Genomic DNA, 15,078 nt, shown 5'->3' on the forward strand with positions numbered 1-15,078 from the left:
TTTATTTTTTATAAGGTTTTTCAATTGTATACCCAAAATCAAATGAAAATTTTTCATTTGGTTTTAATTTAATATCATAGCTAATTTTTCCATTATCTTCTTTCTTTGTATATTTAACTTTTGAAATTAATTTTACTTTTATATCTTCATGCTTACTAATAGGTAATCTTTCAACTAAAGTTATATTTTTTTCTTCTTTACTATTATTTATGATTGTGTATTTCCATAATTTTTCAGTTTTTAATTTAGACATTGAAAAGAATGGTTTTTCTTTCATATCTTTAATTAAATCTTTTTTAACATCAATAAAACTATCAATACCTAAATAAAGTGAAGTTTCCTTATCTTTTCTAATCTCGCCTATATATGATCGTCCTATATATGTACCATCTAGATAAAGCTTAGTATTTTGAGTACTATATAATTTATCACTTTTAAAATCAACTTTATAGAAAGCATTTGAACTTGAATAACCATCAATTTCAATTTGATTATTTGCTTTATACTTATCATTTGAGAAAATAACTGCATTTTTAACACCACTTAATAAATTAATGTGTGAAGCTTTAAAAAATGCTTTTGTCGTAGTCTCATTATATGAAAAAGCTGGAGCTGTTGCTGATGATTTCATCATTTTTTTTGGTGCCATTTCCATAGCAATTGCATCTGCTTGTGCATATGTATTTGAAACAACTTTTGGTTTTATGATATCTAAATATTTAGCTCTAAATATTTGTGGATTTACTGCATTTGAATAATTATATGTATACATATTTATATCAATATTTTTAAAATCATATCCTGAATTTTGTGTAATAAAAGATTTATTTTTTATCTCTACATTTTTATCTTTTGAATTTGCATTTATTTCATAAAAACTACTTTTTGATACATTAAAAGTAGGATATGAAACTGTTAAATTTGAACCATTTTTACAAGTGGCATTGTAATTTAACTTTGAGTATACATTTGAATTTTTTTTGTTTGTTAATTCATTTAATTCTTGATTATATTTTGTTAATTCAAGTTGTAATTTATAGATTAAATTGTGATTTCTTTCAATCTCTTTTTGTGTATAAGAAGATACTTCTTTAATATTTTTTAAATTTACTGCATCTTTTTCAAACTTTATTGAACTTAAATTTTGTATTATATTTTTTATACTTGTTATTTCATTAGTTTTAAACGCTATATTTTGTTTATATTCTTTTATTCTTGATGATAAGGCATCATTTGAATAATTATTTGAAATAACAGATATATTATCTATTTTACAATCTACTGTATTTAAAAACCTTATATCTTCAAAGTTAACTTTTCCTATTAAATCTACACTGTTTTTTTCAGTATCTAAGTATTGATTAATAAAAGTTCTATTTTTATAAATATCTAAACTTTTTACATCAATATTTGCATATGCACCTGTACTTAATAACGATACTATTAATAAACTATTTATTTTTTTCATAACCTTCTACCTATTCCAATTTTTGTAATTTGTAAATGATGGAAACTGTTTAATAAACTCTTCTTTATCAAATGAAAAACAATAAGAATCCATATATTTACATAATAAGTCATAGGCTTCTTTTACTTCTAAAAACTTTTCAGCACTACCTTCTGGCATATCAGGATGGTATCTTTTTGATAGTTTTAAATACTTTTCTTTTACATCTTTTTTTGATAAACGAGATAATATCCCTAAGGTATCAACAGCTTTTTCAAATTCTTCATAATCCATATAATATTTCCTATTATGATATTTTTATGAATAACATTCTACTATATTTTATTTAAACGAATATAGTATGTTATTATTGTGCAATTATTGTAAAATAAAATTTAACATTTATATTAAGGAATTTTAATGATTTATACACTTTATCATGTACATGACCCTATGTGTTCTTGGTGTTATGCTTTTAAACCTACACTTGATGAGCTTAGAAAAAATTTAAAAGATAATATCAAATTAGTTCACGTTATTGGAGGTCTTGCTAAGCATTCAAATGAAGATATGCCACAAGAACAACAAAAAATGATTAGTAATATTTGGCATGAAATAGAAGAAAAAGTTGGAACAAAATTCAATCATGATTTTTGGAAGAAATGTAAACCAAGACGATCAACTTATCTTTCATGCCAAGCTACAATGCTTGCACGTTATGAAAATAAAGAAGATGCAATGATTGAAGCTATTCAAGAAGCTTATTATCTAAAAACAATGAATCCAAGTGATTCTTCAACATTAGTTCATCTTGCAAAACAAATAGGAATGGATGAAGTTAAATTTGAAAAAGACTTACATTCACAAAAAATTGAAGAAGATTTACATAATGAGTTAAATTTCAGACGTTCTCTTCATGTTAGAGGGTTTCCATCTTTAGTATTAAAATATAAGAAAGAGACTTATCCAATAAATATAAAATTTGGAAACCATAAAGATATGCTTGCTCAAATTGAAGATATGATTGAAAATACTTATTTTTAAAAAGAAAAGGAAAAGATAAAATATCTTTTCCTTTTAATTCTTGACTATTTCATTAATGGATCAATTAATCCTATTCCATACATACCAATTAAACCTATAATTCCAGCAAGTAAACAATAATAAATAGTTGGGATTATTGTTCTTCTTAAAGTTTCACCCTCTTGATCAAGTAATCCAACAGTAGCAGAGGCTGCAACAACATTATGAATTGCAATCATATTACCAGCTGCTGCTCCAACTGCTTGAAGAGCTACCATAAAAGCAGTTGAAACACCTAAAGCATCAGCTACACCAAACTGATACTGAGATAACATCATATTTGAAACTGTATTACTTCCTGCAATAAAAGCACCCAATGCTCCAATTAGTGGTGCAAATAATGGATATATATCACCAACAGAACTTGCAACAAAATTTGCCATGGCTACTGGCATTGAGTCAAATCCTGATTCATTAACTCCTGAGTTAATTAAAATTCTAACTAGTGGAATAGTAAAAATCAATACAAAACCAGCTCCAAGCATTACTTTTGAAGATTCACCAACAGCTGCACCAATTTCTTTTAATTTCATACCATGTAAGAAATAAGTAATTAAAACAACAAATACTAATATTCCACCTGGTAAATATAATGGAGAAATAGAATAACCTAAACCTTCACCTAAAATATCTTTAAATGGAATAACAAAAGAATTAACAAAAGCTTTTGCTTCAGCAGATACTCTTGTTAATACTAAAATAGCTGCAACTAATACATAAGGAATCCAAGCTTTTGTTAAAGACATTGGTATTTTAGCACTCATATCTTCTAATTTAAACTCAAATTTTGAAACCCATGAAACTGGCCATTTTTCTTTTGGAGCAAAATCCCAAGTATTTTTAGGAATTAAGAAACCTTTTTTTGCAGCAAAAGTTACAATAGGAAGACCTACAAGTGCACCAATTAATGATGGAAATTCTGCACCTAAATAAACACCTGTTAAGGCATAAGGAATTGTAAAAGCAATACCTGCAAAAACTGCAAATGGTAAAATTGATAAACCTTCACTCCATGATTTATTTTCACCAAAGAATCTTGTTAACATTACAACCATAAATAAAGGAATAAAAGTACCAACAATAGCATGAGTAATTGCAACTTGGGATGTAATAATTTGTAAGTAAGCATCCCAAGAAGAACCCATAGTTTGTAAAGTTGCTCCAATTCCATCTGAATCTAAACCTTTATTAACGCCTATTAAAATAGGAGTACCAACTGCACCAAAAGATACAGGAGTACTTTGAATCATCATACCAACCATAACAGCTGCCATTGCAGGAAAACCAATAGCTACAAGTAAAGGAGCTGCAATTGCTGCTGGTGTTCCAAATCCTGAAGCACCTTCTATAAATGAACCAAATAACCAAGCAATAATAATTACTTGTACTCTTCTATCTGCACTAATATTATTAAATCCTTGTCTAATTACTGCAATTGCACCTGAATGTTTTAATGTATTTAAAAGCAAAATTGCTCCAAATATAATCCACAGAACTGCAACTGTAATAAGTAGACCTTGTATTGATGAAGCCAATACTCTATTAAAAGAAACTTCCCATACTACAAAAGCAACAGCTACTGTAGCAATGTAAACTAAAGGCATTGCCTTTTTTGCAGAAACTCGAAGTCCTACTAGTAATATACCTGCTAATATAATTGGTAATGAAGCAAAAAAAGCTTGTAAACCTATATCCATTAGATTCTCCTTGATTTTATTTCAAAGCGAAGAATAATCCTAAGATATGATATTTTTATGATAAAAACTAAATAGCATTAAAATAGCATTTATTTACATTTCAAATGATTACTTTTGTAACATAGACATGTTTAATTTAATTCTAGAGTAAACAATACTATAATACTTACTATTTTTTTAAAGGACTTATTTTATATGCCAAATTATACAATTATATATATTTTTAACAGAATTATTCGTGTAGCAATTTTATTTTTTATTTTATACTTAATTTTTACAAACTTTGGAACTTTCCTAATGATCATAGGAGTGTTATTAATACTTGGATTTATGTTTATTTATAATCTAAAAAAGAAGATGAAAACAAGTGGTTTTAATTTTCAATTTAAACAAGGTGCAAATTTTAACCCAAATGACTTTGCTAACTTTAACAATGCAAATTTTAATAACTCAAATTTCAATGGTTTTTCAAATGCTCCAAGAGTGGATGAAGTTCAAAAAGCTAAAGAGTTCTTTGGATTAACAGGAAGCCCAACAAAAGAAGAGATTAAAAAAAGATACAAAGAATTAGCTAGAAAATATCATCCAGATATAAACGACCATGATGACACTATGATGAAAGATTTAAATCATTATAAAGATGTTTTAATGAGTACTGTTGAATAACTAATGTTTATTCAACAGCTTAGAAATTTTTTCTTAGTAGTTGTTATTTTTGCTTCTATTTTACTTTCATACCTTTGGTATGACGATTACTCTTTTGCTTCAAATCCTCTATCAAAAAACATACAAGTAAAAATATATAAAAAGCATCAAGAATTACAATACTTAACATCAAAATATTTTAAAATTAAAAGAGTTTTTCCTATTATAGTCTCAGATGAATTACCTTCTAGTAGATTTGGAATGGCAGTTTTTTCAAAAGATTCTAAAATAACAATTTATTTAAATAAAAAAAGATTCAAAGAAAATGAAGATTATATGATAAATGATGTAATGCCTCACGAATATGCACATGCAATTATGTTTGAAATAAGAGATTTTTCTGATGAAAATAAAGGTCATTCAAAAAAATGGCAAAATATTTGCAAAAAACTTAATGGATTAAGATGTGATAGATTTGTTAATCATCAAGATATTTTGATTGAAAAAACAAATCTATTTAAGTAAAAAATATTAAAGAATTTTAAAAGAGATAATCTCTTTTAAAATTCATATTTTACACTAAATTTAAAATCTCTACCTATATCTCTTCTATAATCATCATCACTAGAACCTGATAATGTTGTATGAGGAGCATAATATTTATTTGTTAAGTTAGTCACAGCTGCATAATATGTCCATTTTTTACCTACTTGATATTTTGTACTAATATCATGTGTTGTATATCCACCTCTTGTAACTTGATCAGCATTATCAATACCTGCAACAGCTGTTAAAGTATAATCCATACTCAATCCATCTAAAAGTTCTGCTCCAAGATTTAATACAACTTTTTTACTATCCCATCCACCAACTCTTCTTATTGCCAATGGTTCACCAGATTGTCCAGCATCTTTTTCATCATAAACATTTGTATCAACTTGAGAAAAAGAAAGTGATGCAAAATAGTTATCTATAAAATATGACCCTTTTATCTCAAAACCTTTTAAAACATATTCATAATCAGAATTATAAATATCAGTTAATGCTAATCCTGCTTCACCTGAATAACTAAATTTACCACTTGCGTTTGTAAGACCTGAGTATGAAGTTATTAAATCATTAACTTCTGTTCTAAAGATATTTGCATTAAAAATAAAACCATCAGTATTAGTAAAAAGTTCCTCACCTCTTAGTTCATATCCAATTTCATATCTAGTTGATTTTTCAGCTTCTAAATCTTTTGAGTATGTAGTATCATCTCTAATATTCATTGCCCATGTAAAAGGAATTGTTCCACTCATTCTTGATGATTGTCCATAGTTTGCATATACATTTGAGTTTTCATTTATTTTATAATCAAGTCCAAAATTTGGAGAAGTTGTAGTATCACTTACTTCTCCTAAACCTGTTTCAAATTCATACTTATCAAATCGTACTCCATAATTAATATCAAGATTATTTATAGTTGTTTTGTTTTGAATAAATACTGCTTTGTTATTTGAACTAATTGGAGCATAATGTGATGGAGTAGCAGCAATACTTGTAACAGATGCATTTGAAGTTGATTCCTCATCTTCTACTTGTACACCTAAAGAGATTTTATTTTTTATAGACTCAGTATCTAAATAAAAGTGGTTTTGTAGTTTTACGCCTACTGTATCATTATCATATTGATAATCGTATTTTTCTCTATCCACTTCTATATTAGTAAAGTACATATTTGTATCAAGATTAAGTAAATTTCCATTACTATAGTTATGTTGAAGGGTATAATTTGTAGTTGTTGATAGTACGTTTTCTAATAATGTTGGGTCTACATTTAGTCCTTTATCACTTCCTGTTTTACCCCATTGCATATCTCCACTATTTGAGTTTTGATTAAAAGATAGTTTTAAATCATGATTATTAAGATCATTAAGAGTCAATTTTAAAAGATAGTTTCTATCTTTGTACGCAGTTGCTAACATTTCATCATTATTTCCATCTTCATAATTATCACTATTTACACCTGAAACTGATGCTAAAATCCCATAATGTTTATCATAAACACCATAAGCAGTTAAACTTCCACTTTTTGAATTAGTATTTGTACTATACCCAGCCTTTACAATACCACCAACATTTTTTCCATTTTTTACAAAATCTTGTGCATCTTTAGTCGTCATCTCAACAGAACCACCAAGTGAACCGCCTTTTGATACATCAGGAGAAGTTTTTACTTTTACAACTTTTAATATATCAGGATTTATTCCTAATTCATTACCTCTATGTTGAAAAATATTTGTTCCTTGCGTAGCACCATCAAGACTTATATTTAAAGTTGAACTTTCAATTCCTCTTACATAAACTCTTTTTGCATTTGAAGAACCACCTCCACCAAGTTCTACTGATGCTTCTTTTTTAAAAAGATCAAAAACTGAATTTGCTTGATTTTGTTCTTCTTTTTCTAAATCAATTGAAACAGAATTTGTTTGTCTTTGACTTTGTTCTTCAATTCTTATTTCATCTAATACTATTGCACTTTGTGCTACTAAATAGCATGGTAATATTATTGATAAACCAATGTATTTCATTTATTTCCTTTATTTACAATCTAGATGCAACCTAGTCGTATAATTTGTGAAATAATATAGTTTTAATTATTAAATGCAACTTAGTTGCATATAAGTTTTTATAATATAAATACTTAAAAGTAAAAAGTATTAATTCATCTCTTACTTTGATTTTTCACAATGATTCTACTTTTTAGATATACTATTACTTTTTTAAAGGAACAAAATGAAATTTTTATTAATACTACTCATATTTACTAACTTTGTATTTGCAAGTTATACTATAAAATACCAAGGTTTAACACTTGGAAATATTGAAAACTTTGATACACTAAAAGACAATTATCTAGAAGCAAGTGTAACAAATAAAATTGCACGGTTTTTATTAGGAAAAGATAAGTTTGTATTTTATAATGAAGATTATAAAGGTAAAAAAGATGATGAAAATACAAAATACAAAAAAGATAACTATGCAATAGTTTATATACTAAATAAAGCTTTTTCAAACAATACAGAAGATGAGAGAATAGAAGTAAAAAAAGATAAGTTTATTGATGTAAAATTTGATAAAAATTTTAAATTTATTTATAACTCTAGAAATAGAATAAAAAGTAAAGGTTATTTTGAGATGAAAGATGGAGAATTAGAGTCTTTGATTGAAGATGTAAACTCAATAAAAATAATAAAAAATAAATAAATTTAAAGAAATTTTATAAATACCCTTGACAAAAAGTAAAAATAATACTACAATTCCGTCCTATTAATCGTCGGAGTGTAGCGCAGCCTGGTAGCGCACCTGGTTTGGGACCAGGGGGTCGAAGGTTCGAGTCCTTTCACTCCGACCATTTAAACTAACTTTTTTAGAAACTACTTTTTTACTAAATATAAACAATACTAATCTATCAAACTATTACACAAACTATACAAATTAACAATAATTTAGGCTAAAATACTAAAAAAAGGAATTTAATATGATTCAAAGAATTTTTTTAATATTTATTCTTTCATTTTCAATTTTAATAGCAAAGGAAAATAAAATGTCAATTTATGACTATAATGTAAAAGATATAAAAGACAATGAAATTTCAATGTCAAAATACAAAAATAAAGTTTTACTAATTGTAAATGTAGCAAGTAAATGTGGCTTTACTGGTCAATATGAAGGATTAGAAAACTTATATAAAAAGTATAAAGATGAAGATTTCATGGTTTTAGGTTTCCCTTCAAATCAATTTTCAAATCAAGAACCAGGTTCGAATAAAGAAATTCAAGAATTTTGTCGTTTAACATATGGAGTTGAGTTTGATATGTTTGCAAAAGTTGATGTAAATGGAGAAAATGAAATTCCATTGTATACATATTTAAAAAAAGAAGCTTCTGGAATTTTAGGAACTGAAAGTATTAAATGGAATTTTACAAAATTTTTAGTTGATAAAGATGGAAAAGTTATTGATAGATTTGGTTCAACTACAAAACCTGAAGATATAGAAGATGATATAAAAAAACTTTTAAGCAAGTAGATTAATAATATAGATGCAAATAGACGAACTAAAAAAATACAATTTATTAAAAAAAACTAAAAAACTAAAACTTGAAAAACTTGAAAATCAAGGAGTTTGTAATATTTTATATAAAATACAAACTCCTGAAAAAAACTATATTCTAAGAGTTTTTAAATATGCTCATACAAATGAGCAATCAAGAAAAAATGAAATTAGAATCCAAAATAAAGCATTTGAAAAAAATATAGCTGCAAAAGTTTATGTTCATGATGAAAAAAATTCTTTGATGATTTGTGATTTTTTACAAGGTCATCATAAAGAAAAATTAAAGAAAAAAGATATAAAAGATTTAGTAAAAAGTCTTAAAAAACTTCATAAAATAAAAATAAAAGATACTCCATATAAGATAGAAGATGATTTTAAAAACTATAAAAAAATACTAAAAGATAAGAAATCAAAACAGATTATTAAAGCATCTGTAAAAGAATTAAAAAAAATAAAAAAATATAAGTTTGAAAAAGTTTTATGTCATCATGATTTAAATCAGAACAATATTTTGTTTAATAAAAACATAGTAAAGTTTATTGATTGGGAATTTGCATGTGTAAATGATAGATTTTTTGATATTGCAAATATTTGCTTTGAATTTAAATTAGATAAAAATGAAGAAAAAATACTTTTAAAAAAGTATTTAAAAAAAGTTAAAAACAAAGATATTAAAAAACTTGCTTCCTATAAAATAGTATATAAAAACCTTTGGAGTTTGTGGTTTAAAGCCTTAAAACAAAGTTAGTTGCCCTACTTCTTTTAACCCCTCTTTTACTTTCTTTTCTTCAACTTTTTTAATACAAATCACCTCATCAAATAAAACTTTATTTACTTCATTCGTAACTTCATAAATATCTATCTTTTCATTTGGATATATTTTAAATAAACTATTTACTTCTTTTATATCTTCACTTTTTAACCAAGTAGTAAAATCTTTCTTTTCTAAGACTATAGGCATGCGATGATGTATTTCCCCTAGTTTTTCATTTGCATCACAAGTTATTAATGCAATTGTAACAATCTTCATATTTAACTGCTCATCAAAATACTCATCCCAAATACCAGCAAGTGCTAAATAGTTATTTTTTAAATCACTTACAAGATACGGTATTTTTTCTTTATCATCTTTTTCCCACTCATAAAAACCATTTATAGGAATGATACAGCGTCTGTATTTAAATGACTCTCTAAAAGTTTTCTTTTCATAAATACTTTCACTACGTGCATTTATATTCATAGAAGTCTTTGAACTAGCCCAAGAAGGCAAGTAACCAAAGTGCGCATATAAATAGTTACCATTGTTTAAAAGTGCAGGAATTGGAGTTGTAGGGGGAATATTATATCTAGGGTTTAATTCTCCAATCATATCATTTTTGATTAATTCTATTGCATCGTCTTTGAATGCTTTGTCTTTGTATATACTTAATCGTCCTGGCATAAATTAAAATCCATATATAAAAAATAAAAACCTATAAAAATGAGATTCGACTTTACCATTTCTTTACCTTTAAATTGATTCTTCTATTGTTTCAACTTTATTACGTCCACGATCCTTGGCTACATAAAGTGCTTGATCTGCTCTAGCTATCATACTATCTAAAGTTTCCCCTTTTTTATAAATGGATACTCCAAAACTTGCAGTTTTATGCTTCACAATTGAGAAATTATAAGTTTCTATTTTTTCTCGAAGTTTATTTGCTAAGACAAGCATATTTTCTAAACTTGTTTCTGAACAAACAATCATAAATTCTTCTCCACCCCATCTTCCAATAAAGTCTGTTTTTCTAATATATTTCTTCATAAGTGATGAGAATTCAACTAAAATTGTATCTCCTACTTGATGTCCATATGTATCATTTACACTTTTGAAAAAGTCAATATCAACAATTATAACTCCGAATATTGTATTATAGCGATTAAATTGTTCCACTGCATAATCTAATGCAGTATCTAATTTAATACGATTATAAAGTCCTGTTAATTTATCTGTAATTGAGAGTTGTTTTAATTGTTTATTTTTCTCTCTAAGTTGGATTGTTCTATCTTCTACTTTTTGTTCTAAGTCTGTTTGATATTCAGATATAGATTCTGACATATCAGTAAGGGAAGTAGATAGTTGATCAATCTCTAAAACTTTACTCTTTATCTTCTTTACCTTGGAAAAATCTCTATTTTTTACTTTTTTACTCTCTTCCATAAGTAAAGAAATAGGTTTTACTATAATAGAAGAGAAATAGAATATGATAGGTATAATTAACAACATCAGAACCAGCATAACAAAAATCATAGTTTTTATTTTTTCATTATAAGGTTGTGTAATCGCATCAACTTCACTATAACTATAAAGGAAATCTTCATTTATAGGAACAATAGAATAAATATATTCTTTATTATCTATTTCAATTTCTTCCAACAGATGTTTTTTTGTAATATCTTTAATAAACAAAGTTTTAATTTTCTTGATAACAATATTATTTGTAATTCCTGAAGAACTTGCTATAACATATCCTTTTTCATCTATTAGGTAAGAATTTGTTAACGCATCACCTCCATTTTGTTTTAAAATAGTATTAAGATTACTAATAAGCAGATCTAATGCAAATACATTCTGCGTATTTGGGATTTTTTTACCATATGTTACTCCCTTTGAATCAATATTTGAGAATTCATATGGCTTAGTTTTAATTACATTTTTATCAACTATAGCTTTTTTATACCAAGGTCTAGTAGTAGATAAATAACTGTTTTTTGATTCTGAGGATGATGTTTTTTGTAAATTTTTATCCAGAAGCGTTATCGTTCCCTTCCCTTTTTGAATTACTATGAGTAACCATCTATCAGAGAGTTTCGCATTATATTCTTTACGAAGATTATTATCAATATTTAAATTGATAATTTCAAAAAAGCTATCATCCTCAAAACCAACATAAGCAGCATACATATTCTTATTATTGATAAGAATATCAGAAAATATTGTAAGGTAAAGTTGTTGATTAGCAAGAATTTCATCAAATGATTTTTCTTGTAAAAAATTACTAATATTGATTGTATTATTTGAATTTACTTTATTCATATTATTTATACTATCTTCTACTTTTGAGATTAAAAGATTCATTTGATTATTAATTGAACGTTGAAGAAGCTCTTTACCAAAGCTATATTGTATATAAAACATAGATAAAATTATCAATGCAGATAAAAAAAGAAAAAGGGAAACGACAGTAAATTTAATTGAGATTTTATTCATAAAATTTTTTCCTTAAAACTTGATAATTAAGTATTATAATATTTTATTATTTTTTAATATAACTACTCATTAAATATAATAAAATATCAAGAGAAATAAACAAAAAACTTACAACAGTATCTTTTCTTACATCTTCACAAGTAAAAAGCTTAATTTAGATATCATTCCACAATGCAATTAGAAGAGAAATTAAAACAATTACCAAACGATGCTGGCGTTTATCAATACTTTGATAAAGATGGAAGATTATTATATATTGGAAAAGCTAAGGTATTAAAAAATAGAGTTAAATCTTATTTTAAATTTACTCCAAAACTACTTCCTTCTGATAAACTAGGTCCTAGAATTTATAGGATGATTAGTCAAACAACTTGGATTGAATGGATTGTGGTTCCAAATGAACATGATGCTTTGATTTTAGAAAATTCTCTTATTAAACAACTAAAACCAAAATATAATATTTTACTTCGTGATGATAAAACCTATCCATATATTTATATAGATTACGCAGAGTTATTTCCTAGACTTGAAATCACAAGAAAGGTTTATAAGAATAAAAATATAAAATACTTTGGTCCCTACTCTACAGGTGCAAGAGATATGCTTGATAGTATTTATGAAATAGTTCCACTTGTTCAAAAAAAATCCTGTATTAAAGGAAAAGAAGCTTGTCTATTTCATCAAATAAAAAGATGTCATGCTCCATGTGAGGATAAAATTTCAACAGTAGAATATTCAAAGATTGTAGATACGGCTATTGATTATATTTATAATAAATCAAAACTAATTTCAAAATTAAATGAAAAGATGATGGAATACTCTGAAGATTTTAGATTCGAAGAAGCTATGAAGTTAAGAGATAGAATAAAAACTATTGAGAAATCTCAAATAAAATCAGGAATGGATTTAGCAACAAACGAAAATCTAGATGTTTTTGCAATAAAAGCTTCAAATAAAAAAGCTGTTGTTGTAAGAATGTTTATACGTGATGGAAAACTAACTTCTTCTTCTTATGATTTTATAAAAATCAATTTCTTAGATGAAGAATTAAATATAGATTTAAATGAAGCATATCAAAGAGCTATTATAAACTACTATGATAATGAAATTCCTGTATTACCAAAAGAAGTCTTAACAGGGATAGAAATAGAAGAGAAAGAAGATATTGAAGAGTTTTTATATAATAAATTCTCTAAAAAAATCAAACTTATAAATCCTAAGAAAGATAAGAAAAAAGACTTAGTTCAAATAGCTTTAAATAACTGTGATGAACTTCTTAGAATTGACTCATCAAAAAATCAAAGTACTATATATACAGAGCTTCAAAAACTTTTTTCATTACAAACAACTCCATCAAGAATTGAGTCTTATGATAACTCTCATATGATGGGACAAGCAACTGTTGGAGCTATGGTTGTATGGAATGAAGAGCTAAATGCCTTTGATAAAAAGGACTTTAGACATTATAATCTTGAATCAAAAGATGAATACTCACAAATGAGAGAAATGCTAATGCGAAGAGTTGATAGCTTTGAAAAGAATCCAGCTCCTGATCTTTGGATACTTGATGGTGGGTCAACTCTTTTAAAATTAGCCTATGATATTGTAAATTCAACTGGAGTAAATCTTGATGTTATTGCGATTGCAAAAGAAAAAGTAGATGCAAAAGCACATAGAGCTAAGGGTGCTGCTAAAGATATAGTTCACTATAAAGATGATAAAGGTGAGTATCGAGCTTTAAAATTAGAAACTAGTGATCAAAGATTACAATTTGTACAAAGACAAAGAGATGAAGCTCATAGATTTGTAATAAACTTTCATAAGAAACAAAAACGAAAAGAAGATAAGCAAATTTCACTACTTCAAATCAAAGGAATTGGAGAAGCTAAAGTGAAAAAACTTCTTTTATATTTTGGTGAATTTGAAAAAATCAAAAGTGCTACAGAACAAGAGTTAACTGAAGTGCTAAATAAAAAAGATGCTCTTGTTATTATTGATTATTTTAAAGGTGAAAAAAATCAAAATGAATAGAAATTTGATAATTACAAAAAGTTATTCACATACTTTTCACATAGTTTTAAATTTTATTCATCAAATAAATAACATCTTATATAAAACTGAGTTTTATATTGAACTAAGTAAAAAAACTTACATTTTCCTAACTTCAATAAAAACAATAAGAATCCCTATAAATAGGTATTGTAAGACAATTTATATAATAAATAATTTCTTTTTCTATCTTATTAATATATATAATTTATATAATAATTTATTTATACAAACTTCTATTTTATGGGCTCTAAAAGAAAATGTGAAAAAGCCATGTGAAAAACTTTTATCTCTATAAGGACTAGATAATAATGAAAAAAACTATTCTAAAATTTATTCTTATTTCAACTTTTATTACTAATCTAAGTTCTGATACATTAAATACTTTAGATATAAGATATGAACTTGCTAAAAAATACTCATCAAAAAAAAATAAAGAGTATGATATAAAAAAAGCATATAATCTTTTAGTAGATAATGTAAATGAAAATCATGCAAAATCACAAATCTTGATTGGTAGATTCTTTTTGATTGGTCTAGCAGTTGAAAAAGATTATGAAAAAGCTTTATATTATTTTAAAGAAGCCTCAAAACAAAAAGAATATACAGCAAACTGTTATATTGCATATATGTATGCAAGTGGAAAAGGTGTTTTTCCAAACTTCGGAAGAGCACATGTTTTTGCTAAAAGTGAATATAAACAGGGAAATAAAGTATGTAAAAAGGTTTGGAAAGATTACAATTTAGGGAAATATAAAGAAGATAAAGGTTGGAATATAGGAGATTATAATAAGCCCGTAAAATAAGG

General features: G+C 25.9%; 14 protein-coding genes and 1 tRNA gene. 9 read left to right on the forward strand and 6 right to left on the reverse strand.

The window, feature by feature from the left end:
* Position 1: 1 nt before the first annotated feature.
* Together KO488_RS04225 and KO488_RS04230 are read right to left on the reverse strand one after the other, a co-directional pair.
* Positions 2-1,468: a DUF4139 domain-containing protein gene (locus tag KO488_RS04225; protein ID WP_216057550.1), complete on the reverse strand. Its 1,467-nt coding sequence runs from the start codon at positions 1,466-1,468 to the stop codon at positions 2-4.
* A gap of 6 nt (positions 1,469-1,474) precedes the next feature.
* Positions 1,475-1,741 (reverse strand): DnaJ domain-containing protein, encoded by a 267-nt coding sequence (locus KO488_RS04230; RefSeq protein WP_216057551.1) that lies wholly within the window; start codon positions 1,739-1,741, stop codon positions 1,475-1,477.
* Between the two features lie 126 nt (positions 1,742-1,867).
* On the opposite strand from KO488_RS04230, the gene KO488_RS04235 reads away from it, so the two are divergent.
* Positions 1,868-2,491 (forward strand): DsbA family protein, encoded by a 624-nt coding sequence (locus tag KO488_RS04235; protein ID WP_216057552.1) that lies wholly within the window; start codon positions 1,868-1,870, stop codon positions 2,489-2,491.
* 44 nt (positions 2,492-2,535) lie between these two features.
* On the opposite strand, the gene KO488_RS04240 is transcribed toward KO488_RS04235, so the two are convergent.
* Positions 2,536-4,227: an L-lactate permease gene (locus tag KO488_RS04240; protein WP_216057553.1), complete on the reverse strand. Its 1,692-nt coding sequence runs from the start codon at positions 4,225-4,227 to the stop codon at positions 2,536-2,538.
* Between the two features lie 195 nt (positions 4,228-4,422).
* On the opposite strand from KO488_RS04240, the gene KO488_RS04245 reads away from it, so the two are divergent.
* Together KO488_RS04245 and KO488_RS04250 are read left to right on the forward strand one after the other, a co-directional pair.
* A complete protein-coding gene (locus tag KO488_RS04245; protein ID WP_216057554.1) occupies positions 4,423-4,893 on the forward strand; it encodes a J domain-containing protein in 471 nt (156 codons plus the stop codon).
* A 3-nt stretch (positions 4,894-4,896) separates the two neighbouring features.
* The gene (locus KO488_RS04250) at positions 4,897-5,397 is read left to right on the forward strand and encodes a SprT-like domain-containing protein (RefSeq protein ID WP_216057555.1); all 501 of its coding nucleotides are present in this window, start codon (positions 4,897-4,899) and stop codon (positions 5,395-5,397) included.
* Positions 5,398-5,432: 35 nt separating this feature from the next.
* Here the strand turns inward: KO488_RS04250 and KO488_RS04255 are convergent, their stop codons facing one another.
* Positions 5,433-7,445 (reverse strand): TonB-dependent receptor domain-containing protein, encoded by a 2,013-nt coding sequence (locus tag KO488_RS04255; RefSeq protein WP_216057556.1) that lies wholly within the window; start codon positions 7,443-7,445, stop codon positions 5,433-5,435.
* A gap of 205 nt (positions 7,446-7,650) precedes the next feature.
* Here KO488_RS04255 and KO488_RS04260 point away from each other — a divergent pair, with 205 nt between their 5' ends.
* The 4 genes from KO488_RS04260 (at position 7,651) to KO488_RS04275 (ending at position 9,719) form a co-directional block, all read left to right on the forward strand.
* Complete coding sequence (locus tag KO488_RS04260; protein WP_216057557.1) at positions 7,651-8,121, forward strand: hypothetical protein; 471 nt, start codon at positions 7,651-7,653, stop codon at positions 8,119-8,121.
* A 71-nt stretch (positions 8,122-8,192) separates the two neighbouring features.
* Positions 8,193-8,269: transfer RNA gene (locus KO488_RS04265), tRNA-Pro, on the forward strand.
* A gap of 192 nt (positions 8,270-8,461) precedes the next feature.
* Complete coding sequence (locus KO488_RS04270; RefSeq protein ID WP_216057614.1) at positions 8,462-8,944, forward strand: glutathione peroxidase; 483 nt, start codon at positions 8,462-8,464, stop codon at positions 8,942-8,944.
* A 13-nt stretch (positions 8,945-8,957) separates the two neighbouring features.
* On the forward strand, positions 8,958-9,719 hold the full coding sequence (locus KO488_RS04275; protein ID WP_216057558.1) for a phosphotransferase: 762 nt from the start codon (positions 8,958-8,960) through the stop codon (positions 9,717-9,719).
* On the opposite strand, the gene KO488_RS04280 is transcribed toward KO488_RS04275, so the two are convergent.
* Together KO488_RS04280 and KO488_RS04285 are read right to left on the reverse strand one after the other, a co-directional pair.
* On the reverse strand, positions 9,705-10,412 hold the full coding sequence (locus tag KO488_RS04280; RefSeq protein ID WP_216057559.1) for an SOS response-associated peptidase: 708 nt from the start codon (positions 10,410-10,412) through the stop codon (positions 9,705-9,707). The two genes, KO488_RS04275 and KO488_RS04280, sit on opposite strands and share 15 nt — an antisense overlap.
* Positions 10,413-10,481: 69 nt before the next feature.
* Positions 10,482-12,221 carry a diguanylate cyclase gene (locus KO488_RS04285; protein WP_216057560.1) on the reverse strand — a complete coding sequence of 580 codons (1,740 nt, stop codon included), beginning with the start codon at positions 12,219-12,221 and terminating at the stop codon, positions 10,482-10,484.
* A gap of 171 nt (positions 12,222-12,392) precedes the next feature.
* Between KO488_RS04285 and uvrC the strand changes: the two genes are divergently transcribed.
* Positions 12,393-14,252, forward strand: coding sequence for an excinuclease ABC subunit UvrC (uvrC, locus tag KO488_RS04290; RefSeq protein ID WP_216057561.1), 1,860 nt, complete (start codon positions 12,393-12,395; stop codon positions 14,250-14,252).
* A 329-nt stretch (positions 14,253-14,581) separates the two neighbouring features.
* Positions 14,582-15,076, forward strand: a complete 495-nt coding sequence (locus KO488_RS04295; RefSeq protein ID WP_216057562.1) for a tetratricopeptide repeat protein — start codon at positions 14,582-14,584, stop codon at positions 15,074-15,076.
* Positions 15,077-15,078: the final 2 nt, after the last annotated feature.

This window comes from Poseidonibacter lekithochrous, assembly GCF_018861145.1.
In the GTDB taxonomy this organism is placed as follows: Bacteria; Campylobacterota; Campylobacteria; order Campylobacterales; family Arcobacteraceae; genus Poseidonibacter; species Poseidonibacter lekithochrous_A.